The 25,664-nt window shown below is 58.4% G+C and carries 19 protein-coding genes; 7 read left to right on the plus strand and 12 right to left on the minus strand.

The features are described 5' to 3' along the window. Nucleotides 1-260: 260 nt before the first annotated feature. Nucleotides 261-2,735 carry a glycogen/starch/alpha-glucan phosphorylase gene (locus G5171_RS07015; RefSeq protein ID WP_005333609.1) on the minus strand — a complete coding sequence of 825 codons (2,475 nt, stop codon included), beginning with the start codon at nt 2,733-2,735 and terminating at the stop codon, nt 261-263. A 375-nt stretch (nt 2,736-3,110) separates the two neighbouring features. Further along, complete coding sequence (locus G5171_RS07020) at nt 3,111-3,308, minus strand: DUF4250 domain-containing protein (protein WP_005333612.1); 198 nt, start codon at nt 3,306-3,308, stop codon at nt 3,111-3,113. 230 nt (nt 3,309-3,538) lie between these two features. On the opposite strand from G5171_RS07020, the gene G5171_RS07025 reads away from it, so the two are divergent. Both G5171_RS07025 and G5171_RS07030 read left to right on the plus strand, forming a co-directional pair. Then, complete coding sequence (locus tag G5171_RS07025; protein WP_421251266.1) at nt 3,539-4,024, plus strand: cell division inhibitor; 486 nt, start codon at nt 3,539-3,541, stop codon at nt 4,022-4,024. Between the two features lie 446 nt (nt 4,025-4,470). Then, nucleotides 4,471-4,905: a YcgN family cysteine cluster protein gene (locus G5171_RS07030; protein ID WP_322112874.1), complete on the plus strand. Its 435-nt coding sequence runs from the start codon at nt 4,471-4,473 to the stop codon at nt 4,903-4,905. Nucleotides 4,906-5,465: 560 nt separating this feature from the next. Here the strand turns inward: G5171_RS07030 and pflB are convergent. From pflB to G5171_RS07050, 4 genes are all read right to left on the minus strand, one after another. Continuing rightward, on the minus strand, nt 5,466-7,748 hold the full coding sequence (gene pflB / locus G5171_RS07035; protein WP_005346160.1) for a formate C-acetyltransferase: 2,283 nt from the start codon (nt 7,746-7,748) through the stop codon (nt 5,466-5,468). Nucleotides 7,749-7,794: 46 nt separating this feature from the next. Beyond that, complete coding sequence (gene focA, locus G5171_RS07040; RefSeq protein ID WP_164536964.1) at nt 7,795-8,643, minus strand: formate transporter FocA; 849 nt, start codon at nt 8,641-8,643, stop codon at nt 7,795-7,797. 381 nt (nt 8,644-9,024) lie between these two features. After that, nucleotides 9,025-10,785 (minus strand): 30S ribosomal protein S12 methylthiotransferase accessory factor YcaO, encoded by a 1,761-nt coding sequence (ycaO, locus tag G5171_RS07045; RefSeq protein WP_064335887.1) that lies wholly within the window; start codon nt 10,783-10,785, stop codon nt 9,025-9,027. Nucleotides 10,786-10,978: 193 nt separating this feature from the next. Continuing rightward, nucleotides 10,979-12,412: a glycoside hydrolase family 1 protein gene (locus G5171_RS07050; protein ID WP_421251265.1), complete on the minus strand. Its 1,434-nt coding sequence runs from the start codon at nt 12,410-12,412 to the stop codon at nt 10,979-10,981. 166 nt (nt 12,413-12,578) lie between these two features. On the opposite strand from G5171_RS07050, the gene G5171_RS07055 reads away from it, so the two are divergent. Next, nucleotides 12,579-13,442, plus strand: a complete 864-nt coding sequence (locus tag G5171_RS07055; RefSeq protein WP_421260002.1) for a LysR substrate-binding domain-containing protein — start codon at nt 12,579-12,581, stop codon at nt 13,440-13,442. Nucleotides 13,443-13,478: 36 nt separating this feature from the next. On the opposite strand, the gene G5171_RS07060 is transcribed toward G5171_RS07055, so the two are convergent. Beyond that, entirely contained in the window at nt 13,479-14,228 is a 750-nt protein-coding gene (locus G5171_RS07060) for a substrate-binding periplasmic protein (protein WP_421251264.1), read from the minus strand. Between the two features lie 177 nt (nt 14,229-14,405). Continuing rightward, nucleotides 14,406-16,670, minus strand: a complete 2,265-nt coding sequence (gene metE / locus G5171_RS07065; protein ID WP_421251263.1) for a 5-methyltetrahydropteroyltriglutamate--homocysteine S-methyltransferase — start codon at nt 16,668-16,670, stop codon at nt 14,406-14,408. 305 nt (nt 16,671-16,975) lie between these two features. On the opposite strand from metE, the gene G5171_RS07070 reads away from it, so the two are divergent. Beyond that, nucleotides 16,976-17,881, plus strand: coding sequence for a LysR substrate-binding domain-containing protein (locus G5171_RS07070; protein WP_421260003.1), 906 nt, complete (start codon nt 16,976-16,978; stop codon nt 17,879-17,881). A 7-nt stretch (nt 17,882-17,888) separates the two neighbouring features. On the opposite strand, the gene G5171_RS07075 is transcribed toward G5171_RS07070, so the two are convergent. Further along, the gene (locus G5171_RS07075; RefSeq protein WP_421251262.1) at nt 17,889-18,770 is read right to left on the minus strand and encodes a LysR family transcriptional regulator; all 882 of its coding nucleotides are present in this window, start codon (nt 18,768-18,770) and stop codon (nt 17,889-17,891) included. Between the two features lie 101 nt (nt 18,771-18,871). Here G5171_RS07075 and G5171_RS07080 point away from each other — a divergent pair, with 101 nt between their 5' ends. The 3 genes from G5171_RS07080 to G5171_RS07090 all read left to right on the plus strand — a co-directional run bounded on the left by G5171_RS07080 (nt 18,872) and on the right by G5171_RS07090 (nt 22,296). Beyond that, nucleotides 18,872-19,510 carry an NAD(P)-dependent oxidoreductase gene (locus G5171_RS07080; protein ID WP_075115109.1) on the plus strand — a complete coding sequence of 213 codons (639 nt, stop codon included), beginning with the start codon at nt 18,872-18,874 and terminating at the stop codon, nt 19,508-19,510. A 445-nt stretch (nt 19,511-19,955) separates the two neighbouring features. Continuing rightward, on the plus strand, nt 19,956-20,999 hold the full coding sequence (locus G5171_RS07085) for an isopenicillin N synthase family dioxygenase (RefSeq protein WP_421251261.1): 1,044 nt from the start codon (nt 19,956-19,958) through the stop codon (nt 20,997-20,999). Between the two features lie 133 nt (nt 21,000-21,132). Continuing rightward, entirely contained in the window at nt 21,133-22,296 is a 1,164-nt protein-coding gene (locus G5171_RS07090; protein WP_193859383.1) for a trans-sulfuration enzyme family protein, read from the plus strand. Nucleotides 22,297-22,405: 109 nt separating this feature from the next. On the opposite strand, the gene G5171_RS07095 is transcribed toward G5171_RS07090, so the two are convergent. The 3 genes from G5171_RS07095 to G5171_RS07105 all read right to left on the minus strand — a co-directional run bounded on the left by G5171_RS07095 (nt 22,406) and on the right by G5171_RS07105 (nt 25,662). Beyond that, complete coding sequence (locus G5171_RS07095; RefSeq protein WP_088869384.1) at nt 22,406-24,070, minus strand: AMP-binding protein; 1,665 nt, start codon at nt 24,068-24,070, stop codon at nt 22,406-22,408. A gap of 98 nt (nt 24,071-24,168) precedes the next feature. After that, the gene (locus G5171_RS07100) at nt 24,169-24,447 is read right to left on the minus strand and encodes a YfcL family protein (RefSeq protein WP_139740389.1); all 279 of its coding nucleotides are present in this window, start codon (nt 24,445-24,447) and stop codon (nt 24,169-24,171) included. Between the two features lie 99 nt (nt 24,448-24,546). After that, nucleotides 24,547-25,662, minus strand: a complete 1,116-nt coding sequence (locus tag G5171_RS07105) for an ATP-NAD kinase family protein (RefSeq protein WP_421260004.1) — start codon at nt 25,660-25,662, stop codon at nt 24,547-24,549. Between the last annotated feature and the right edge of the window lie 2 nt (nt 25,663-25,664).

Below are 25,664 nucleotides of genomic sequence, written 5' to 3' on the forward strand. Positions count from 1 at the left end.
TGTACATCCATCAGCTTGTGCTATGCGACAGCCCCGAGAGTACAAATGATGTTGGCTTCCTAAAGTTGCGCAATCCTGAGACCAGGAGATGAGTGTTGTTGCCGGAATAGGGTTAGCAATAACAGAAGAAGTTATAAATCGATGTCTTGTGCATCTGGCTCTGAGCACAATTTTGTCCCGAATGGTGTGCCAATATTCATGCTCGATACCTACAGCCATAAAAAAACCCCGCATAGCGGGGTTCTCATATTCAGAAGCGATCAACCAATGTTGCAGGGTTTCAGCTTCCAGATGCGATCAACGTAATCCTGAATGGAGCGGTCAGAGTTGAACTTGCCCATGGTGGCAGAGTTGATAATGGCCTTCTTCGCCCACAGCGCCGGATCCCGATACCAGGTATCGATCAGCTTGTGTGCATCCGAGTAGGACTGGAAGTCCGCCAAGGTCAGGTAAGGGTCTCCCCCTTCCAGCAAGGAGCGCTTGATGGAGGCCAGCTCACCCGGACGACCCGGGGTGAAGTAGTCGGTATCAAACCAGTCCAGCACGGCTTTGAGCTCGGAGTTGGCATAGTAGAAGTCGTACGGGTTGTAACCGCGCGCCTTCAGCGACTTCACTTCGTCCACGTTCAGACCGAAGATGGCGCAGTTTTCGGCCCCCGCCTCTTCGGCGATCTCGATGTTGGCTCCATCCAGCGTCCCGATGGTGATTGCACCGTTGAGCGCCATCTTCATGTTGCCGGTACCGGATGCTTCGTAGCCTGCAGTAGAGATCTGCTCGGAGACATCTGCCGCCGGGATCAACTTCTCGGCCAGACTCACGCGGTAGTTCGGCATGAACACCACTTTCAGCTTGCCCTGGATACGAGCATCGTTATTGACCCGATCCGCCAGCTTGTTGATGGCATAGATAATGTCTTTGGCCAGCTTGTAACCGGGCGCCGCTTTGGAGCCGAAGATGAACACGCGCGGATGCATGTCATAGTCCGGGTTGGCCAGCAGACGACGATAGAGCGCCATGATGTGAATGAGGTTCAGCTGCTGGCGCTTGTACTCGTGCAGACGCTTAATCTGAACATCAAAGATCGCCTCGGCACTGACATCGATACCTGTTTCGTCTTTGATGACCTTGACCAGCTTCTCTTTGTTGTGACGCTTGATGGTCATGAACTGCTGCTGGAACGCCTTGTCGTCGGCAAACTTCACCACGCCACGCAGTTTGTCCAGTTGCAGCGGCCACTCCTTCCCCACTACTTCGTTGTAGAGGCCAGCCAGTTCCGGGTTGCACGCCAGCAGCCAGCGACGCGGGGTTACCCCGTTGGTCACGTTGCACATTTTTTCCGGCCACAGCTCGGCATACTCGGGGAAGAGATCTTCCTTCACCAGCTTGGAGTGGATCTCGGCCACACCGTTCACTTTGGACGAACCGATCACGCACAGGTTGCCCATGCGAACCTTGCGTACATCACCCTCTTCGATGATGGAGAGCTTGGCCTTGATGGCATCGTTGCCCGGCCACTTGGGCTCCACCAACTCGTTCAGGAAACGGGCGTTGATCTCGTAAATCACCTCCAGATGGCGAGGCAGTACTTTCTCGAACAGGCTGACCGACCACTTCTCCAGCGCTTCCGGCAGCAGAGTGTGGTTGGTATAAGAGAATACCTGATAGCAAATGGCCCAAGCGGCATCCCAGTTCAGATCTTCCTCGTCCACCAGCACCCGCATCAGTTCCGGGATGGCGACAGTCGGGTGAGTATCGTTAAGCTGAATGGCAATTTGCGCGGCAAAGTTGCTGAAGTCACTGCCATGGACCCGCTTGTAGCGGCGCATGATGTCCTTGATGGAGCAAGCACAGAAGAAGTACTGCTGGATCAGACGCAGCTCTTTACCTGCATCGGTCTCATCGTTCGGATACAGCACCTTGGAGATGGTCTCGGCCTGGGCTTTCTCAGCCTGGGAGTCGATGTAACCACCTGCGTTAAACACGTCCCAATCGAAAAACTCGGAGGCGCGGGATTCCCACAAACGCAGGATGTTGACGGTATGACCGCCAAAACCGACCACCGGAATATCCCAAGGCACCCCTTTGATCTTGCGCCCGGCGTGCCATACCTTCTTCAGGCCACCATTGTCACCAAACACGGTCTCGACATAGCCATAGAGCGGCACTTCTTGTACCGACTCGGGACGGCAGATCTCCCATGGGTTGCCATATTCACGCCAGGAGTCCGGACGCTCGATCTGGCGGCCATCCTGGATTTCCTGACGGAACAGACCGTGTTCGTAGTGGATACCGTAACCAACCGCCGGATAGTTCAGAGTGGCCAGCGAGTCGATGAAGCAGGCAGCCAGACGACCCAAGCCGCCGTTGCCGAGTGCCATATCCGGCTCTTGTTCGCACAGGTCGGTCAGTTCCAGACCAAGTTCGCCCAGCGCCTCTTCGCAAGTCTTGTAGAGGGAGAGGTTGTGCAGGTTGTTGGAAGTCAATCGTCCCATCAGGAATTCAGCAGAGAGATAGTGAATCGCACGAGTATCTTTCTTGAAATGAGTCTGCTGAGTGCGGGTCAGGCGCTCGTACACCTGTTCATTGACGGCCGCCGCAGTGGCTTTCCACCACGCTTCGGGAGAGGCTTTCTGTTCGCTTGTTCCCAAGGTAGAACGCAGGTGACGCACGATACTCGCCTTGAGCTGATCTTTATCCAGTTGGAGATCCTGGTCTGTCTTCTTCTTGGTAGCCATAAACCATATTCCTTCGTTACAAATAAAATTGTTATCCCGCTTGCGGGACCGGCGCTGTTGTTATCTCAAAATATGTACCGGCGTGAGAATACTAACTAAAGCGGCAGAATTAAAAGTTAACGCAAGTCACACTTTAACCGATAAAAACAGCCTGAAAAGCTTGAAAACCCTTTCCTTTAATTGATCGCACAAAAACAAACATTCCCTTTATTATCATAAGCTTAATGAAACAATAAAAATATTCTGGCATGAATAGGTTTTCAGAGATTGCCAAGCCTTGAAAATCCCTGAAAATAGGCAGCAAGACGACACATTGAAACCGATTTCAATGTACCTGAAAAATTACCGTATAAATATGAAGCAATCATTGCACCCTTAAAGATGTGCCTTGAACTGATTGCTCAATGGATCGTAATGGTACCCAATCTGATCCAGACGCCCTGCCAACTGCTCTTCACTCATATCGTAATAGGCCAGCAACTCCTCCAACCCGTCACACTCAAGCCTTAGCTTCTCATTGATGATGCCCAGCAAGATGTTGGCATCAAGACGTTGCAAGGTACTGATATCCATGGCGGCACCTCCTGTAAATGACCTGTATAACCATGGGCGGTTACGCAAGTTTTGTCCATAGTACGAAAAACACCCAACCAGCTTTATATTAAATAGTGTTTAAAAACATAACCTTACTAACGACACATGCCAACACCATCACATTTTTCAGCAAAAACACCTTGTCACTGCCACAGGATAGAACTACTGTATGCGCATACAGCTTGGATATTCATACAGGAAACCCATATATGAACCAGCCCCTGCACTCACTGCCCTTTGCGATGAATCGTGTCATGAGCAAGCCTTGGCCCACCAGAACCGCCTGCAAAGCGGAGTTGGCTCATTATGGTGTGACTATCCAGTCTGATGATCAGTTTCTGAGCGAGCTGACAAAGCTTGGGGAGGCTCATACCGGCTGGATCTTGTTGATCGCCCCACCGGGACGACCCACAGTAAGCCGTCTGGAGGAGCGAGGCATCGATCCCAAGAGAGTGCTGGTGGTACATAGCCCCAAAATCAAGAACTGGCAGCAAACTCTGGAGCGCAGTCTGGGTAATGGTCACTGTGCAGCCGTATTTACCTGGCTACCTGAGCAGATCGAGCTGGATCACGTCAAACTACAGCGAATGGGGCAGCAATCTGGCGTATTCACCCGCTTCTTTGGCGCGAAACGGACAAACCCCGGCAAACCTCTGCTGGCCTATGCAGAGCAAGATATCTATCTCAATCATTAAGACAAAAAACGAACGCCTACGCAGGCTCTCCCGCGGGTCGCAGTGACAGAAGGGCACAAACAATATGTGACCAGCGGCTTTATTTGAAAGACAAGCGTGCAACAGCCCGACGGCAGGCATCGAAGATCATTTGGCCCTGCTCGCTGCAAGCAGACAAACATCAGCAGATGTGGCTAATATCGAAGCAGAAGCAGAAGCAGAAGCAGAAGCAGAAGCAGAAGCAGAAAGTAAAACCTGAAGTGGACAATCATGCAGCCCAAGTATTCAAGCCTGCGGGGCTAACTGCCCAACAGCGAACCCGTTTGAGCAATATAGAGACGGTGAGTCATTGCATTCATTTGAGCTGATCACGACAATTTGCCCACCGGAGTGACCCTCTCCTTGAAATACCGGGTAACAAGGGGTATAACCACGCGTTTTATCAGGTGTAATAAGTGAGCGGTATGATGCAATCCCCTTTTTGGCAGACCAAGAGTCTGCAGCAGATGACTGAGTCCGAATGGGAATCTCTCTGCGATGGTTGCGGAAAATGCTGCCTCAACAAGCTGATCGATGAAGATACCGACGAACTGGTTTTCACCAATGTCGCCTGCAATTTGCTTAACACCAAGACCTGTCAGTGCTCTGATTACGCCAATCGTTTCAAAAAAGAGCCTGACTGTCTGCAGATCACCCATGACAAGATCGCCGAATATGACTGGCTCCCCTCAACCTGCGCCTATCGTCTGCTGGCTGAAGGTGACGTTCTGCCAGAGTGGCATCCTCTGCTAACCGGCAGTCGCTCCGCGATGCATCAGGCAGGTCAATCCGTCCGTGGCAAGGTCATTCACGAGGATCAGGCGGGTGAATGGATCGATCACATCATCACCTGGGCCAGCTGATACCCGCTATTTTCCAGAGGCAAGGGCTGCACATTGTGCAGCCCTTGTTGTTTCTGCATGCAGGGTTTGTAGTGTGTTGGCTTAAGCCCCACTCATATCTGGCAGGCTAAACCTGACCCCTTCTCCCAACTGCACATTTGGGAAGCAGGCAGAGGCAGAGGCAGAGGCAGAGGCAGAGGCAGAGGCAGAGGCAGAGGCAGAGGCAGAGGCAGAGGCAGAGGCAGAGAATAATTTCATAGTCACAGGCTTACGGGTATTGCTTTATACCCACGATGGCGTCTCTCTTCACCCCGAATCCTGATAAGCCTGTTCCACGAGCCATAGCAACACTGATGCAATGGCAGACAAAGCAACCGCCCTATTCCCTTAGCTCGTGCATAACGCGTTATCGCATTACAGGCTGTGCCAGGGTCAATCCGGGTGAACACCTGCGCCATAGCCCTGTTCAAATACCCCATGACAACTGTTGTGATTACGATGAAATGGATGTAATCCGCCCCTGAATCGCACGTATAAAAAAACCGGCGCCTTGGCGCCGGTTTTTGCTCACTACGTCTCGATTACAGAGAAGCGGTGAAGGTACGAGTGATGACGTCTTGCTGTTGCTCTTTGGTCAAAGAGTTGAAGCGAACGGCATAACCGGATACGCGGATGGTCAACTGCGGATATTTCTCCGGGTTTTCCATGGCGTCCAGCAGCATTTCACGGTTCATCACGTTAACGTTCAGGTGCTGACCACCCTCTACGTTGGATTCGTGGTGGAAGTAACCGTCCATCAGGCCAGCCAGGTTAGCTTTCTGGGCTTCCATATCTTTACCCAGTGCATTCGGAACGATGGAGAAGGTATAGGAGATACCATCTTTGGCGTAAGCGAACGGCAGCTTGGCAACGGAAGTCAGGGAAGCAACAGCACCTTTCTGGTCACGACCGTGCATCGGGTTGGCACCCGGGCCGAACGGAGCACCAGCACGACGGCCATCCGGGGTGTTACCGGTCTTCTTGCCATATACCACGTTGGAAGTGATGGTCAGAACAGACTGGGTAGCAACAGCACCACGGTAGGTGTTCAGCTTCTGAATCTTCTTCATGAAGCGCTCAACCAGGTCACAGGCGATATCATCGACGCGAGCGTCGTTGTTACCGAACTGCGGGTATTCGCCTTCGATTTCGAAGTCGATGGCAACGCCATCTTCGTCACGAATCGGCTTGACCTTGGCGTACTTGATGGCAGACAGGGAGTCAGCGGCTACAGACAGACCAGCGATACCACACGCCATGGTGCGATATACGTCACGGTCGTGCAGCGCCATCAGAGAGGCTTCGTAGCTGTACTTGTCGTGCATGTAGTGGATGATGTTCAGCGCAGCAACGTATTGCTTGGCCAGCCAATCCATGAAGTGGTCCAGACGATCCATTACGTCGTTGTAGTCGAGGTACTCGGACTTGACCATTTCGGTTTTCGGACCGACCTGGATCTTGAGCTTCTCGTCCATACCACCGTTGATTGCATACAGCATGGTCTTGGCCAGGTTGGCACGAGCACCGAAGAACTGCATCTGCTTACCAACGATCATCGGGGATACACAGCAAGCGATGGCGTAGTCATCGTTGTTGAAATCCGGACGCATCAGATCGTCGTTCTCGTACTGAACAGAAGAGGTCTCGATAGATACCTTGGCACAGTACTTCTTGAAACCGACCGGCAGCTTCTCGGACCACAGGATAGTCAGGTTCGGCTCAGGGGACGGGCCCATGGTGTACAGAGTGTTCAGCATACGGAAGCTGTTCTTGGTGACCAGGGTACGGCCATCAACGCCCATACCAGCCAGGGTCTCGGTAGCCCACATCGGGTCGCCGGAGAACAGTGAATCGTATTCCGGGGTACGCAGGAAGCGAACCATACGCAGCTTCATGACCATGTGGTCCATCAGCTCCTGGGCTTCTTGCTCGGTGATCAAACCTTTCTGCAGGTCACGCTCGATGTAGATATCCAGGAAGCTGGAAGTACGACCGAAGGACATGGCCGCGCCGTTCTGGGACTTGACTGCCGCCAGGTAAGCGAAGTAGGTCCACTGAACTGCTTCACGGGCATTGGTAGCCGGTACGGAGATATCGCAACCATACTTGGCAGCCATCACCTTCATCTGAGCCAGGGCACGGTGCTGCTCGGAGATCTCTTCGCGCAGACGGATAGTGGCTTCCAGGTTGACGCCGTTTTCCAGGTCAGCTTGCAGGGACTTGAACTGTGCCAGTTTGTCGGCCATCAGGAAGTCAACACCGTACAGGGCAACACGACGGTAGTCACCGATGATACGGCCACGGCCGTAGGCATCCGGCAGACCGGTGATAACACCAGACTTGCGGCAGTTCAGGATGTCTTTGGTGTAAACATCAAACACACCCTGGTTGTGAGTCTTGCGGTACTCGGTGAAGATCTTCTCGACCATCGGATCCAGTTGACGACCGTACACTTCGCAAGAAGTTTTAACCATCTTGATACCGCCGTTGGCGATGATGGCGCGCTTCAGCGGCTTGTCGGTCTGCAGACCTACGATCTTCTCGAGGCTCTGATCGATGTAACCGGCATCGTGTGCGGTAATGGTGGAGGGCAGGTCAGTATCAAAATCGACCGGCGCGTGAGTGCGGTTCTCGATCTTGATCCCTTCCATGACCTTGTCCCACAGCTTGGTTGTCGCTTCGGTCGCGCCAGCCAGGAAGGACTCGTCACCTTCATACGGGGTGTAGTTCTTCTGGATGAAGTCACGGGTGTTGACAGAGGTCTGCCATTCACCGGCCGCGAAGCCTTCCCATGCTTTTTGGAACTGTTCGTTAAGTTCTGCCATTTTTCATTACCTCACACGGTATTGATGTAGTATCCCGCGATCATCCTTAATGATGACGACGGAAGATAAACCAGTAAGTCAGACCAACCATCACGCCACCACCGATGATATTGCCGATGGTCACGGGGATGAGGTTGTGTAGGACGAAGTTGGATACGGTCAGGTCAGCAAAGGTTGCCGGATCCTGGCCGATGGCCTGCCAAAATTCCGGACTAGCCACGCTGTGGATAGCGATACCAACCGGAATCATAAACATGTTTGCGATGCTGTGCTCGAAACCTGATGCAACGAACATGGCAACCGGCAGCAGCATGACGACTACCTTGTCAGTCGCGCTGCGGGCACCAAAGGCCATCCAGGCAGCAAGACATACCATCAGGTTACAGAGGATACCCAGCGCCACCGCTTCGAAGAAGGTGTGGTGAATTTTGTGTTGGGCCACTTTGAGGGCGTTAAGGCCCCACTGACCGTCTGCTGCCGTGTACTCGGCAGAAACGATGATCAGCGCCACCATCAGCAGACCGCCAATCAGGTTGCCGAAGTAGACCAGACCCCAGTTCTTGAGCAGCTGAGCCCAGCTGATGCGATTGGCAGCTTTGGCCACCAGCGTCAGGGTGGTGGAGGTGAACAGCTCGGCACCGAGCAGCACACAGAGAATAAGTCCGAGAGAGAAGCAGAGACCGCCAACTAACTTGGCCATACCCCAAGACATAGAGCCGGAACCGGTCGTGACAGTAATGTAGAAGATAAACGCGATGGCGATGAAAGCGCCTGCGGTAATGGCCAGTGGAATGACCTTGTATGCCGGCTTGGTAGCCTTGGCATAGGTGATGTCTTCAGCCAGTGCAGCGATGGCTTCGGGCTTGAGACAATCGAATGGAGATTCAGCTTTCAATTATTTTCTACCTGAATGTTTTGCCTGTTGAAATCATAACAAAGGGCCAAATAGCCAAAATTGACATTGATCAAGTTTATCAGTGTGCGAATGTAATTTTACTACAAATATTTTAGTGCGATGGCTACGCCACTTTACACCAGGTATCAGCTGAAACAGAAATGTCACATTTTTAATGCAATGATTTTAAAGAATTTATTTCCAATCACGGAAATATGGTATTGGCAAGATATCTTTGCAGATCGACAGCACATCCCCTGCCCTGCCATCAACCCCCTTAGGGGTATTTTTTGTTTTTTATTTCATCTTTGAATAACTATCCCGTGCCTTGCCGCACGATAAACAGAAGGGGCCACTCGGCCCCTTCCTTTACAGCAACGATTAGGCCCAGTGATGGGCTCGCTTGGCCTTTTGCAGCTTCTCGTAAGCCGCCAGCAGCTTCTGGTGCAGCGGGAACTGGGAGAGCGACAGGTCGGCCGCTTCCAGCCCGTGGAAGCGTGCTTCACCACTGGCGTTGGCCCATGCCTGTGCCAGCGTCTCTTCGCCATACATGCGAGTGAAGACGGCGCGATACTGCTCCGGATCCCGCTCCTCATCGAGGAACAGCTCGACACAGGCGCGCAGGGCTCGGTAGTAACTGGCACGCTCGGCAGTGAACACCGACTGGTTGAACTCCATGGTCCAGTCGATGAGATCCAGTGCGGTCTCCAGCTCACCTGCGGCCAGCGCCAGCATGGCTTTCAGCTCGCCAACGCGCAGGGTGTGCAGCGCGGTACCCTTGGCAGCGGCGATGCCCAGCAGCTCGCGTACACGGGTACGCTCGTCGTGCCCCTCTTCATCGAGTTGATCAAACAACGCCATATACTGCTCGGCATCCCAATCAAGTGATGGCAGCGCCAGGATCACTTCGCGCAGGTTGGCGCCCATATTGTTGTTGGCCAGCAGCAGATCTTCGGCCGGATAGATGTCGGACATGCCCGGCACCAGAATGCGGCAGGCGTAGACACCCAGATGCTCGTAGTCGGCGATATAGACCGGCTGCTCCAGCTCGTGGAAGATGCCGATCAGGTGATCGAACTCCTCCTGCGAGGTGCCGCGAAAATCCCAGTCGGCAAACTCGAAGTCCGCATCCTGCTTGAACAGATCCCAGCTGATAAGGCCCGAGGAGTCGATGAAGTGGGTCTCGAGGTTGTGGTGATCCGCTACCTGCTCGTTGTCGAATGACGGCGGTACAAACACGTCGAGATCCTTGAGACCGCGGCCCTGCAGCAGCTCAGTGACGGTCCGCTCGAAGGCCACTTCGAAGCGCGGGTGGGCGCCGAAGGAGGCAAAGCAGGTGCCATTGCTCGGGTTGAGCAGCACCACGCAGATGACCGGATAACGGCCACCCAGAGAGGCATCGAAGCTGTAAATGGGGAAGCCTTCCGCTTCGAGCGCCGCGATGGAGGCTGCAATTCCCGGATAACGGGCAATCACCTCGTCCGGGATCAGCGGCAAGCTGATGGCCTCGGCAATGATCTTGTTCTTCACGTGGCGCTCGAACACCTCGGAGAGCGCCTGGGTGCGCGCTTCGGTCTTGGTGTTGCCGGCGCTCATGCCGTTGGAGACATAGAGGTTGCCGATGATGTTCATCGGGATGTAGACGGTCTCGTGATCGGACTGACGCTCGAACGGCAGGGCGACGATACCGCGCTCCTCGTTGTTTGACTGCAGATCCACCAGCATGTCGGCGGTCACTTCACCGTCCGGGTTGTAGAACTTGCGGGTGAAGCTGTCGAGCAGACCGGCCGGGAACTGGTCACCCTCGATGGGGAACCACTTCTCGTTCGGGTAGTGAACGAAATCGCCGTTGGCGACCTGCTCGCCCAGATAGAAGTCGGCGAAGAAGTAGTTGGTGGAGAGACGCTCGAAATATTCGCCAAGGGCAGAAGCGAGGGCCGCCTTCTTGCTGGCACCCTTGCCGTTGGTGAAGCAGAGGGCGCACTCTTTGTCCCGAATATGCACCGACCAGACGTTCGGCACGGGGTTGAGCCAGGAGGCCTCTTCAATATCAAAGCCCAAGGCTTGCAGCTTGGTCTGGAAGCGTTCGATGGAGTCTTCCAGCGCCGCGTCCTTGCCGGGAATAAAAGTGTGGTCAGTCATCACGATATCCTGATTTTTATTGGCTCATGTTCGGCCGCAGATAATAGCAGGGGTCGGCAGCTTTGGCAGGACAAAAATCAGCAAACAGGGATGAGTCGCACGGTGAGAAACCGGCTTGTCCCCTCTCCTTCGCCACAAACAGCGCGGGCCCGGGGATTGCCCGGGCCCGCTGATTACGCGACGCGATACATCGTCAGAGCTGCTTGCCCTGGCTCGCAATCACCTGTCTGTACCAGTGGAAGCTCGCTTTCTTGATCCGGCGAAGGGAGCCCCCCTGCTCGTCACGATCCACATAGACGAAGCCGTAGCGCTTCTGGTAGCCGTTGAGCCAGCTCAGGATGTCGGTGAACGACCAGGCGCAGTAGCCGAGCAATTCCACCCCATCCTGCATCGCCTCCTGGCACGCCTTGACGTGGCTGCGCAGGTAATCGATGCGGTACGCATCGTTCACCTTGTCGCCCGCCTCCAGCTTGTCGAACTCGCCAAGACCGTTCTCGGTGATCATCAGCGGCAGGCCATAGCGGGAAGAGAGGCGACGCAGGGCGATGCGCATCCCGATCGGATCGATGGCCCAGTCCCAGTTGCTGGTCTCAAGGTGCGGATTGGGCGCTGTCTTGTAGAGGCCGGGGATGCCGCTCGATGGCGTAGTACCCTTCTTGCCGGTGGTGTTGATCCGCTGCAGGGTCTGACCACCCAAGGGGTTATCTGTGTAGGTCAGGGTGTAGTAGTAGTTGACGCCGATGTAGTCGGGCGTCCCCTCGCGCAGCAACTCCATATCGCCCGGCAGGATCTCCGGCGCCTCGCCGTTTTCTCGCAAGTAAGCGAGCGCCGCCTGCGGATAGCGGCCAAAGCAGTAGGCATCCAGCCACCAGAGGTTGTTGAACTCCTCGGCGTTCTCGTAGGCCAGCATATCTTTCGGGTCGCACGACGCCGGATAGGCTGGGGAGTAGGCAAAGCTCGGGCCGATGAGGCCATTTGGCACATGCTGGCGAAACGCCTTGATCACCCGGGCGTTGGCCAGAAACGCGATATGGTTGGCGGCAAAGAAGCGCTTGCGATCCTGCACGGCCGGCGGATGGGTGCCGAGCTGATAGGCGTTGGTCAGGTTGTAGTTCTGCTCGTTGAGAGAGACCCAGTACTTCACCTTGCCGGCAAAACGCTGATAGAGGGTCACGCAGTAGCGCTCAAAATCCTCGATAATGCGTCGGTCTTCCCAGCCGCCGTACTCATCCTGCAGCGCCTGCGGCAGATCCCAGTGATAAAGGGTCAGTACCGGCTCGATCTGGTGGGCCAAGAGGGTGTCGATCAGCTTCTCGTAGAAAGCCAGTCCCGCCTCGTTCACCTCCCCCCGACCGGTGGGATAAATGCGCGGCCAGCTCACCGAGAAGCGGTAGGCCTTGAGCCCCATCTCGGCCATCAGCGCCACGTCCTCTTCCATGCGGTGGTAGTGATCCACCGCCACATCGCCGTTGCTCCCCTCAAAGGTCTTGCCCGGCAGCTTGGTGAAGAGATCCCACACCGAGGGCCCCTTGCCATCGGCATTCCAGCCCCCCTCCACCTGATAGGCGGCGGAGGCGGCGCCCCACAGAAAATCGCTCGGGAAGTCGTTGAACTTGTGGTGATGCATCTGGTATTGCTCCTTCTGCGCTGATGGTGTCAGCCATCTCTGATAACCCGGCGCCCCCTGTCTGGGCACCCGAAATGAATTGGCATAAGCATCCAACACTTCTAAAATTCCGTCCAATGACAAATTGGACCACTCAACATTCCCAACAGGAATGAAAGGAGCCCTGATGGAGCTACGGGATCTGACAGCCTTCGTCACTCTGGGGGAGGTGCTGCACTTCGGCCAGGCGGCGGTGCGCCAGCATGTTACCCAGTCGGCCCTGAGCAAACAGATAAGGCGACTGGAGGAGGAGCTGGGCGGTGAGCTGTTCGAGCGCAACGCCAGTACCACTCGCCTCACCGGACTGGGCAGGGCGCTGTATGAAGATGCCCGCGCTGTGGTCATCCAGAGTGAGCAGCTGTCACGCACAGCCCGCGACGTGCTGGCGGGCAATGTCGGCACCCTGCGCATCGGCTTTGGCGTGGCCACCAAAATCCTGGTGCCCGCCGCCATTGCCCGTTTTCGCGCCGAGCGGCCGCAAGTGACCATCGAGCTCAACGATCTCTCCACCCACCACCAGCTACTGGCGCTCAGTGAAGGCAAGCTGGATCTCGGTTTTTGCCGCCTGCCCGCCCCCAAGGGGTGGCACGCCCTGCCGGTGGTCGAAGCCCACTTTGTCGCCGTGCTGCCCGCCAGCTACCGCGATGTGAGGGAGTTGGCGGATCTGGTGGACAAGCCGCTGGCGATCCTGCGTCGGGACAAGGCGCCGTCCTTTTACGATCACCTGATGAACTATCTGGCCCAGAGCGGGCTGCGTTTTCGCGATATCCAGTACGTCAACGACTTCGCCGCCGGTGTTGCCACCGCGGCGGCAGAGATCGCCTGGACTCTGGTTCCCTCCTCCACCACCATAGAGCACCCTGATGTGCTCACCCTCCCCCTCAGAGATGGGGAAGCCTGCTGGACCATTGGCCTTATCCGTCCGCCCCACAGCAAGGGGCCCTTGATCGATGCCTTCTGGGCAACCATCGCCGATATGACGCCAAGATAGACACGCCGTTGGCAAACAGCAGATGGCAGCCGCGCATCAACGATATCGTTCGACGATACGCGCCAACTCGCCGCTTTGTCGCAGCTGTTGCAGGGCACTGTTGAACTCGGTTATCCGGGTATTGAAGCGGGAGTGCTTGCCGATGCAGAGATTGAACGGGGTAGAGTCAAGCTGCAGCGGCACCTCGACCACCAACCCGGAGAGACCCAGCTGGTTGAGTTTGAAGCGTGCCACAAGTGGGTCGGCCACCATCAGGTCCCCCCGCCCCGCCGCCAGCATTTTGAAGACATTATCGACATTGATGGTGTGATGAACGGTGAAGCCCGCCAGGTTCTCCTTGCCCCAGCCGTTACCGAAATAGTCGAGAAAGGTAAGCGATTTGAAGTCGCTCAAGCGGCTGGCTCGCTGAAACTCCGCCATGCGGGGATGGGCGCGCTGGGTAAAAATGGTTAGCACAGTGGTAGTGACCGGCTCTTCCACAATCAGGGTATAGCTGCGCCGCTCCCGAGTTGCGATGGTCACGAAGCCATCGGCCTGCGCCATCCGCACCAGTTTTTGCGCCCGTTGCCACGGATAACCTTCATGGCGCACCCGCAGCCCCATCTGCACAACCACCCGATCCATCACGTCGATCATCAGCCCGCGCATCCTGCCCTGTTCGTCACGCCACGAATATGGGGCAAAGTCGTCAAAGTAGACCATCTTCAACTCGGCCGCTGGCGCCGCCCATACACTCTGCCACATCAGCAATCCCCACAGGATTGCGCTCCCCAGACTGACTCTCATGGCCGCGACTCCATCCACTTCTGCCAACTCTGAGCCTAGTGCAAAGCGGGCTGCGGCAAGGTTCAGGATCCAGTGGAAAAAGTGGCCAACGAAAAAAAAAGAGAGGAAGCAGTGGCTTCCCCTCTCTCGTTCGTTTGTCAGCACACCACCTTATCGATGGCGGTCACGGCTTGCCGGTTACGCCAGCTCGACCCGCAGCGCCTTGGTGGCATCGACCATCACCTTGAGGGCGGCCTCTGTCTCTTCCCAGCCGCGGGTCTTGAGGCCGCAATCCGGGTTGACCCAGAGCCGCTCGGCCGGGATCTGCTTGGCCGCCTTGCGCAGCAACCCCTCAATCCAGCTCTGGCTCGGCACGTTCGGCGAGTGGATGTCGTAGACGCCCGGGCCAATCTCGTTGGGGTAGTTGAAGCGTTCGAACGCTTCGAGCAGCTGCATCTGGCTGCGGCTGGTCTCGATGGTGATCACATCCGCATCCAACGCCGCCACCGCCTCGATGATGAGGTTGAAATCGCTGTAGCACATGTGGGTGTGGATCTGGGTGCTGTCCGCCACCGGGCTCGCGCTCAGACGGAAGGCGCGCACCGCCCAGTCGAGATAAGCCTGATGATCCTGCTTGCGCAGGGGCAAGCCTTCACGGATCGCCGGTTCGTCGATCTGGATGATCTTGATGCCGGCGGCTTCCAGATCTGCCACCTCGTCGCGAATGGCGAGGCCAATCTGCAGGGCGGATTGCTCGCGGCTCACATCTTCCCGCGGGAAGGACCAGCAGAGGATGGTCACAGGGCCAGTCAGCATCCCCTTGACCGGCTTGTCGGTCAGGCTCTGGGCAAATCGGGTCCATTCGAGCGTCATGGGGGTCGGGCGGTCGATGTCGCGGGTGATCACCGGCGGCTTGACGCAGCGGGAGCCATAGCTCTGTACCCAGCCGAAACGGGTGATGGCAAAGCCATCCAGCAGCTCACCGAAATACTCCACCATGTCATTGCGCTCGGCCTCGCCATGTACCAGCACGTCCAGCCCGATGGCCTCCTGACGCGCGATGGCATCGCGGATCTCGGCCTTAATGCCCGCCTCGTAGGCGCTGTCATCGATGCGACCGGCGCGCCAATCCTGCCGCAAAACCCGGATCTGCGAGGTCTGCGGGAAGGAGCCGATGGTGGTAGTGGGCAGCAGCGGCAGCTTGAGATCCGAGCGCTGCAGCTCGGCCCTGACCGGATAGGGGCTGTGGCGATCAAAATCGCTGTTGGTGAGGCTGGCGAGCCGTGACTGCACCGCTTTTTTGTGCACCCGGCTGTCGGACTCCCGATCCACGATGGGCTGGCTGTAGGCGGCGATTTTGTCTAGCTCGCCCCCATCCAGATACTCTTTGAGCAGCCCCAGCTCGAAACATTTTTGCAGGGCGAAGGCGAACCAGCTGCGGGTCTGGGGATCCAGCTCCGGCTCCAGGGTCAAATCCACCGGGCTGTGCAGCAACGAGCAGGATGAGGCCACCCAGAGCCGCTCGCCGAGTTTGGCTTTCAGTGCCTTCAGAGTCGGCACCAGCTTGGCCAGATTGGCGCGCCAGACGTTGCGGCCGTTGATCACCCCGGCGGAGATGACCCACTGGGCGGGCAGATGCGGCACCAGGGTCTCCAGCTGCTCGGGGGCGGCCACCAGATCCAGATGCAGGCCATCCACTTTCAGGCTGGTGATGATGTCGCGCTGATGGGCAACCGAACCGAAATAGGTGGTGAGCAACAGCTTGCAGGGGCCCGCAAGGCGCTCGTAGGCGTTGAGATAGGCCAGCCGCCACTCGTCCGGCAGGTCCAGCGTCAGCGCAGGTTCATCGATCTGTACCCACTCCACTCCCTGGGCGGCCAACTTGGCCAGGATCTCCTGATAGACAATCAGCAGACGATCGAGCAGTTCAAGGCGGGAGAAGCCGCTCTCTTTCTCCTTGCCGAGCCACAGATAAGAGACCGGCCCCAGCAGCACCGCCTTGACCGGCAGCCCCAGCGCCTTGGCCTCTTCGACCTCGTCAAACAGCTGGCTCCAGCCCAGCTTGAAGCGCTGATCACGGCTGAATTCCGGCACCAGATAGTGATAGTTGGTGTTGAACCATTTGGTCATCTCGGCGGCGGCCGCCGCCGGGCCGGTCGGCGCACGGCCGCGGGCCACCCGGAACAGGGTGTCGAGATCGGTCTCGCCATGACGGTGACGGGCAGGCACTGCATCCACCAGCAGGCTGGTGCCGAGCACCTGATCGTACCAGGCGAAGTCGCCCACCGGCAGCAGATTGACCCCGGCGCCGTGCTGGGCCTGCCAATGGCGCTCACGCAGCGTTTTGCCCACGGCAACAAGTTCGGCCTGAGTGGTCTCGCCACGCCAGTAGGATTCGAGGGCAAATTTCAGCTCGCGCTTGGCGCCGATACGGGGGAAGCCCAGGGTGTGTGCTCGTGTCATAGGTTCATTTCCTTATGCTCATTCATCTGATGGGAAACTGGATGATTTAGCCATCCAGATGTTTACACATCCAAAATGACAAGATAAGGTGACGCTGGCTATTGAATCCTCTTCAAGTGGCTCTCAAATAATCCTCAACTGACCGCCGAACAGGTTCACCGCGCGGATACAGAGGCCGATTTTGCATGTGTTAAGAAGTGCAGGAGCAAGCAAGAAGGCAGGATAAAGAAGCGCAGGAGGCTAAAGGCCAAGCCACCGCCGACAGCATTATCAGCGCCATACGCAATCTCACAAGGAGCCATCTTATGGCAGTGCCAAGCAATGCAGGGATAGAGATCAAACACTTGAAAACATTAACCGCGCTGGCCGAGCAGGGCTCGCTGGCCGGTGCGGCGCTGACCCTCAACCTCACCCAGTCCGCCCTCTCCCACCAGCTCAAAGAGCTGGAGACCCGCCTCAATCTGGAGCTTTACCTGCGCAAAAGCCGCCCGCTGGTGCTGACCGCAGCCGGCAGCCAGCTGCTCGCCCTCGCCCGTCAGGTACTGCCCGCCCTGGCCCAGGCCGAGAAGCAGTTGCAGGCCCTGCAGAGCGGCGATGCGGGCAGGCTGCATCTGGCGCTTGATTGCCACAGTTGCATCCAGTGGCTGCTGCCGCTGTTGCCCGATTTTCGCCGCCAGTGGCCTGGGGTGGATCTGGAGGTGGAGTCAGTGCCGGGCTTTGATGCCATCAATGCCCTGCTAGGCGGCCAGCTCGACCTGCTGCTCACCTCGGACGTGCAGGCCCGCGGCGATCTCCACTTCGAGCCGCTGTTTGCCTTCGATCTGACTCTGGTGATGGCGCCGGATCATCCTCTCTGCCACCAGAGCCGCATCGAGCCGGGCGATCTGGGGGCGGAGGTGCTGCTGGTCTATCCGGTGGAGCGCAGCCGCATGGATATCTTCAGCCGCTTTTTGCAACCCGCCGGGGTGGAGCCCGCCCGTTGCAAGCCGGTGGACAATACCTCGGTGATGCTGCAGATGGCCGCTGCTGGCCTCGGCGTCGCCGCTCTGCCGCGCTGGGCCAGCGACGAGTTTGTCAGACAGGGGATGCTCTGCGCTCGCCCCCTCGGGAGTGGTATTCGTCGCCATATGTACGGCGCGGTGCGGGCCGCCGATCGGGATCAAGCCTGCCTGCAGAGCCTCTTTGCTCGCATCCGGGCTACCATGGCTTGATGATGGCTCAGAGCGTTCCGAAGTAGCTGCGCAGCGCCTCCACCACCCGTCGCACCTTCTCTGGGATCTCCCGCTGCGGCGTGATGGCGTGGATCTCCATCGGTGCCACCCGAAAACCGGGCAGCAGTTCGAGCAGACGCCCCTGCGCCAGATCCTCGCCAATCTCTCCCTCCGGTTGCAGCGAGATCCCCTGCCCCGCCAGCGCAAACTGGCGCAAGGGCAACACGTTATTGCAGAGCACCTTGGCCTTGAACCTCACCCTGTGTTCGCCACCCTTTTCATCCTGCAGCAGCAAACCGTTGCCCAGCATGTCGCCGCAGAGCCAGTCGTGGGTGGCCAGATCGGCGGGCATGCGCGGCGTCCCCTTGCGCGCCAGATAGGCGGGAGCGGCGCAGAGCAGCATCCGGGTCTGGCCCAACTTGCGGGCCACCAGAGTCGAGTCGGGCAAGGTGCCGACCCGCAGCGCCACGTCGATCCGCTCGGCAATCAGATCTCGCTTCTCGTCGTCGGCGATGATCTGGATGGTGAGACCGGGGTGGGCCTGCAGCAGCGGCGAGAGGGCCAGTGCCAACGGTTGGCCCGCCATCCCAACCGGGGCGGTGATCCGCACTTCCCCGAGCAGGGCGTCTCGCACCTCGGAGAGGCGCAGCTCGGTCTCGCTCAGGGTCTGCTGCAACGCCCGGCACCCTTGCCATACCACCTCTCCCGCCTCGGTCAGACTGAGGCGACGGGTGGAGCGATGGAGCAGGGGCAGTCCGAGCAGGCTCTCCAGCTGGCTGATATGCTGACTGACGGCTGAGGGGGTCATGCCGAGGGATTTGGCCGCCCCTGTCATGCTGCCCGCTTCCACCACGGCGGCGAAGATGGCGTAACGTCTGAGCTGTTCCATTATTAAACCCAGCTTATAAGTGAATGCATTTTTGAGGTGATTATTAAATCATAAGTGGCGGCGTAGGATAGCCCCATTCCAACAGTGAAGGAGAGTTCCCCATGAAGATTGCCCTGATCGGTGCCAGCGGTTTTGTCGGTTCAGCCATCCTGAACGAGGCCATCAGCCGCGGCCATCACGTCACCGCCATCGTCCGCGATGTCAGCAAGGTGGCCGCCCATCCGCAGGTCACCGCAGTGGCGGTGGATGCCCAAAACCCGCAGGCATTGGCCGAGGTGATCAAGGGGCACGATCGGGTGATCAGCGCCTACAACCCGGGCTGGACCACACCGGATATCTACGACCAGTACCTCAAGGGTGCCAACGCGATTGTCGCAGCAGCCAAAGCGGCCAACAGCTGGCTGCTGGTAGTAGGTGGCGCCGGCAGTCTGGAGGTCGCCCCCGGCGTACAACTGGTGGATACCCCGGAGTTTCCGGCCGAGTGGAAACAGGGGGCGCTGGCGGCCCGCGACGGTCTCACCGCCCTGCGTCGTGAAACCGCCCTCGACTGGCGCTTTGTCTCTCCCCCGGTGTTCCTGGAGCCGGGTGAGAAGCGCGGCGGCTATCGGATTGGTGGCGATCAGGTGCTCTTTAGTGGCGAACAGCCTGCTGGGATCACCGCCGGTGATCTGGCCGACGGCGTGCTGAACGAGGCGGAAAAACCGGCTCACCTGCGCCAGCGCTTTACCCTGGGTTACTGAGAGCCTGCAACCGGTTAAGGCCAGAATGCGCGGTCACTTGCCTGAGCACCCGGTCAGGTGAACACCCGCTCAAACAGAAGGGAGGCATCCGCCTCCCTTCTGTTTTGGCCATTTTCTGTTTTGTTCATTTTTACCGCGGGCAGCTTGCCTCTGGTTATCACTCTCCTTCCCATCATTTCCCATTCCGCCCTTAATGGCTGCGCAAAAAGCAGCCACCCCATTACACACCGAATTCCATTTCGAATTTTGTATATAACTAAGAATAATTTGTTGTTTCCGTCTTATAACACCGAACAGTAGCATCCCCTTCATTCCAGATGGCGCCACACCGCTGCGCATACCGCCACACTGTCGCGCCATCCCGTTTGCCGCTCATCAGACCTGCCCGCACCAGAGGCAGCAGAAGAGATGGCGCTAGAGATAACGAAAGAGTGAGGAGGTGCACATGGAACATTCACCACTGCCGATCATCGATCTGGCTGCCCTCAACGGGGCACCCGACCTGCGTCGCCCTATGCTGGCCCGGCTAGCCGCGGCCGCCCGCGACGTCGGCTTTTTCTATCTGACAGGGCATGGCCTGAGTGACGCCGAGCAACGAGAGACTCTGGCGCTGGCAGAGCGCTTCTTTGCCCTGCCGGAGCAGGAGAAGCTGGCGGTGCAGATGGTCAACAGCCCCCACTTTCGCGGCTACAACCGGGTCGGTGCCGAGCTGACCCGAGCGCGGCCGGATCTGCGGGAGCAGTTCGATATCATGAATGAGGCGCAAGCCCTGCCTGCGGCCCTGATCCGTGAACCATGGCAGCGGCTGATCGGCCCCAACCAGTGGCCGACCGCCCTGCCAGAGATGAAAGCCCATCTGCTGGCGTGGCAGGATCGGCTGAGCGACATCACCCTCACCCTGCTGGCCGCTTTTGCCGAGGTGCTGGAGCAACCGGCCAACGTGTTTGACGACAGCATCCGCGGCGCCCCCTACCAGCACATGAAACTGATTCATTACCCGGGGCAAGAGGCGGGCGGCAGCAGTCAGGGGGTTGGCGCCCACAAGGATCCCGGCTACCTGACGCTGGTGATGCAGGACAATCACTCGGGGCTTGAGGTCGAGACGGCCAACGGCTGGATCTCCGCGCCCCCCCTGCCGGGTGCGCTGGTGGTCAATATCGGCGAGCTGCTTGAGCTGGCCTCCAACGGCTATCTCAAGGCGACCCTGCATCGGGTGGTGAGCCCGCCGCCCGGCGTATCGCGCCTCTCCTGCGCCTTCTTTATGGCGGCGCGGCTCGATGCCACCGTGCCACTGCTCAGCCTCTCCCCCGCGCTGGCAGCACAGGCGCAAGGGCCGGAGAGTGACCCGACCAACCCGCTCTTTAATCAGGTGGGGGAGAACGTGCTCAAGGGGCGGCTGCGCTCCCACCCGGATGTGGCGGCGCGGCACTATGGGCCGGTGGAACCAACTCGCCTCCCGCGCACTGAAAGCGAAGCGATAACGGCCTAAGCAGCGTAAAGATCCCTAGGCGGGTATATGCATAAGCCATAAGCCGCATGCACATACCCGCGCTGACAAAAACAACAAGCAACGAACAACAAAACAAGTCATGGCCAGAGCCTGGTCATCACGGAGCAACACGATGAAATTCAAGACCATGAGCGTACACAGCGGCCAGCGGATCGACCCACAGACCGGCGCCCTCACCACCCCGCTCTACCAAAGCAGCACCTTCAGCTACTTCAACGCCCAGGCGGGCAAGGAGCGCTTTGCAGGTCAAGCCCCCGGCTTTATCTACAGCCGCTTTGGCAACCCCACCACCGCCGAGCTGGAGCAGAAGCTGGCAGCCCTCGAAGGTGCCGATGAAGCGCTGGTGGTGGCGAGCGGCATGGCGGCGGTGAGCGCCATCATGTATGCGCTGGCCGACAGCGGCGATGAGGTGGCCTATATCGGCCCGCTCTACGGCGGCACCGATGCCTTCTTGAAGCAGACCTTCAGCCGCGCCGGCATCAAGGTCACCGCCTACGAGAGCGATCGGGATCTGCTGGCCAACATCCGCCCTGCTACCAAGGTGGTACTGTTCGAAACCCTGACCAACCCCACCCTCAAGGTGGTGGATCCGCGGCTGGTGGTGGAAGCGGCCCGCAAGGTGGGCGCCATCACTGTGTGTGACAACACCTTCCTCACCCCCTACCTGCTGCGTCCGCTGGAGCTCGGTGTCGATGTGGTGATGCACAGCGGCACCAAATATCTGGGCGGCCATGGCGACATCATCGCCGGGGTGGTAGCGGGATCTCACGCCCTGATGAAGTCGATCCGCACCGTGGCCCTCAAGCATATCGGCTCCCCCATCGGCCCGCAGGAGGCCTACCTGCTGCAGCGTGGGGTCAAGACCCTGCCGCTGCGGATGGATGCCCACCTGCACAATGCCCAGAAAGTGGCCGAGTTTCTGGCCGCCCATCCGGCGGTGAAGAAGGTGATCTACCCGGGGCTTGCCAGCCATCCGGGCCACGATGCCCTCGGCGCCTTCGCCAGCGGCTTTGGCGGCATGGTGAGCATTGAGCTGGAAGGCGGGTTTGAGCGCTGCGCCACCCTGCTCGATAACCTGCAACTGTTCGTGCAGGCGGTGAGTCTGGGCGATTTGGAGAGTCTTGCCTGCCATCCGGCCAGCACCACTCACGCCGCCATGGACGAGGCAAGCCGCCTCGCCGCCGGGGTCAACGACGACCTCATCCGCTTCAGCATCGGGGTGGAAGATGCGGACGATCTGATCGCCGATCTGGCCGCCGCGCTGGCGCAGATCTAACTGGGCGCGCTTTTACTCGCCGACAAAACAGCGGCGAGTGATATGCCTCAAACACAACAACGGCCCATCAAGGGCCGTTGTTGTTTGGTGCGCTATGGAAAGACGGGATTTACTCCTCCCACACCACCACTTGGGATGAGGGCCAGCGATCCCCGACCTGGGCGTACTTTTGCTCCAGCAGGTGACGCTTGATCTTCATGGTGGGAGTCAGCACACCGTTCTCGATATTCCAGGGGGTTTTCACTACCAGAATGCCGCGGATCTTGGCGTGGGATTCCAGCTGATCGTTGACCCGAACCCGCGCCGCTTCCAGTCTGGCGTTGACCTCCTCCCGATTTCCCTTCATGGCGCTCTCGGCCAGCTGCACCAGTGCAATAGGCTGGGGCATGCCGTAACCAATCACGCAGAGCTGTTCGATGATGGGCTCCTGCCCCAGCAGCCCCTCGATAGGCACCGGCGCCACATACTTGCCCTTGGCGGTCTTGAACACATCCTTCATCCGGCCGGTGATGGTGAGATAACCCTCCTTGTCCAGCTTGCCCATGTCGCCGGTGTGGAGCCACCCCTCGGCATCGATGGCCTCGGCGCTGTGCTCGGGATCCTTGTAGTAACCCAGCATCATCCCTTCGCAGCGGCAAAGGATCTCCCCCTCATCGGAGATCTTGATGGTCACTCCGATCCCCGCCTTGCCGACGGTGCCGATCTTGTCGGCGCGGAACGGGTAGTTGATGGTGGAGTAGGCGTGGTTCTCGGTCATGCCCCAGGCTTCCGTCACCTTGAGGCCAATGCTCAGATACCACTCAAGCAGCGCAGGGGAGACAGGCGCGGAGCCGCAGCCGAGTACCCGGGCCTGATCCAGTCCCAACCCCTTTTGCAGCTTGCGTTTGATAAGGCCGGAGATAAGCGGGATCTTGAGCAGCAACGCCAGTTTGTTCTGGGGCAGCTTCTCGTGGATCTTGATGCGGAACATGGCCCACAGCCGTGGCACCGAGATAAAGACGGTGGGACGGCAGCGTTTGACATCTTCGATAAAGGTGTCGAGGGATTCAGGGAAGGCTATGGTAGCACCGCCATAGAGGCTGCCGCCGTAGATGTAGACCCGCTCGGTAATGTGGGCCAGCGGCAGGTAGGAGAAGCCCCGATCGGCTTGGCTCAGGCTCACCGTCTCCACCAGCTTCTCGCAGGACCAGGCGTAACGCTCGACGCTCAGCATCGCCCCTTTCGGCTTGCCGGTGCTGCCGGAGGTGTAGACCAGACTCAGCAGGGAGTCAGGGGCCTGCACCGGGCTGTCAGGGATCGGCTCATGCGCCTCCAGCAGATCGTCCCACTGGTGGCTGGCTGGCATGGTGTCATAGGGGAAGGCGATGCGCAGCAGATCGGTGGGTACGCCCGCCTCCTGACTCTTCCAGTCATCCAGCTTGCCGACGAAGATCGCTTTGGCCTCGCTATGGCGCAGCACATATTCGATGGTATCGACGTTGGCAGTCGGGTAGATGGGCACGCTCACATACTGCCCCATCTGCATCGCCAGATCGGCGATAAACCACTGGGCGCAGTTCTTGGAGAGCAGCGCCACCTTGTCACCGGCCACCAGACCGAGGTGACGCAAGGCCGTCACCATCCGCCGCGCTTCATCGGCCACTTCACCCCAGGTGAAATCGACATATTCGCGGTTGATGGTTTGACGCAGGTAGGTTCGATCAGGACACTGCCGCTCCCAGTGATAGAGCATCTCGAGCGGCAGTTTATTGGCAATGCGTGAGGAGGAGGCCATAGTTTAATCCCTGAAACAAAAGGCGAAACTTATTATTAACCTTTCACTAACTTCAGGGGAAGAATAAACTCAAACTTCAGTTTGAATTGTGTATCCGATCAAGCTTCTGCGTCTTGTTGCAAACGAATCCACATTGCCTGCACCAGTTTCTCATCCTCTTCCGAGAGCTCACCTTGCAAGATCGCCTCGTTGAGGCTGCGCAGCACATAGCTCTTGACGTCCCGCACCAGGGTCTTGCCTTCCAGCTCGGCCCGGGCAACGGCCAATGAGATATGACCTCGCAGGTAACCCCCCGCAAACAGCTCATCGTCGGTCGCGGTGGCAACCATGCTGTCGATCAGTCCCAACAACTTGTGCTCAAAATCGTGAATCGTCATGTAACGCAGCCTCATTTGCGGCAAAAAATTCGGGGGTATGGAACCGCAATCCGGTTGATTGCAGCTCTCTGGCGCCAGGCCAGCAGCGTCCTTGGCGTCCTATTCCGGGTTGGCCACCGGGTAGATGGCCTGCTCCTTGTATCCCGTGGTTATTCGCAGATAACCACGCAACGCCCGGTTTAATTGCGGATCATCGGTATCCACCAGCAGCGGCCTGCCCGCAAGGGCGGCAAGCTTGGCTTTGGTTGCCAGCACCTGGATATTCTCCAGCCCGACACACCGAATCACCTCAGGACTCAATTGCTGATTTCCGCGCCCGAACAGATGTCCCTGTCCGCCGATCAGGGTAATGATCAGTCGGCAGCGACGGCCGCGGATCCGGGTCAGGATCTCGGCGGCGCTGAGATCCTGCCCGATAAGTCGGCCATTTTCCACCAGATCCACACCGAGCAAAGTATTTTCCAGACCGAGCTCTGCCATACAGGCTGCCACCGTGCTGCCGGAGCCCATCAGATAGAGGGTATCGGGCTCCATCTGCTCCACCACACCGGCGGCGAGATCCGCCAACACCAGCTCTTCGGACTCCTTGCCCCCCTGTTTTACCGCCTGTACATAACGCAGATCACCGGGCACCTTCAGCTGGCCGTAGTGGCGGGCCCGCACCTTGCCCGCGCGAAACGCCTCCTCGTCGATGTCGCGCACCTCGGCATCGATCAGGCTGAGCAGTTCCCCTGCGATCATCCGCGCCACCACCCGCCCGCTGGCAGCGGGCGTCACCCCGTAGACGCCGGAGTGGATCTTGCACCCCGCGGGAATGCCGAGCACATGGCAGGACTCCCCCACCGCGGCGCAGATATCCCGCGCCGTGCCATCGCCACCGGCAAACAGCAGCAGATCGACCCCGGCTTCGCGCATCAGCCCGGCAGCATGGCGGGTGTCATCGGCCGAGGTGCTCTCCCCGGCCGGTTGATAGATCACCCGACAGGGCAATCCCAGAGAGCGGGCCACCGTCTCCCCCATATCTCCGGCCACCGTCAGCAGTTCGAACGGGACGCTCAGCTCGCATAGTGGCAACAGCGCTTGCCGCGCCCGCTCCTGCGCTTTGGGCACAGCGCCACGAGCAATCGCCTCATCCACCACGCCGTCACTCCCCTTGAGCCCCACTGCGCCGCCAATCCCGGCGAGCGGATTAATGATGAACCCTAATCGAAACATGC

This window comes from Aeromonas sp. 600774, from assembly GCF_049175075.1.
GTDB lineage: Bacteria > Pseudomonadota > Gammaproteobacteria > Enterobacterales > Aeromonadaceae > Aeromonas > Aeromonas veronii_A.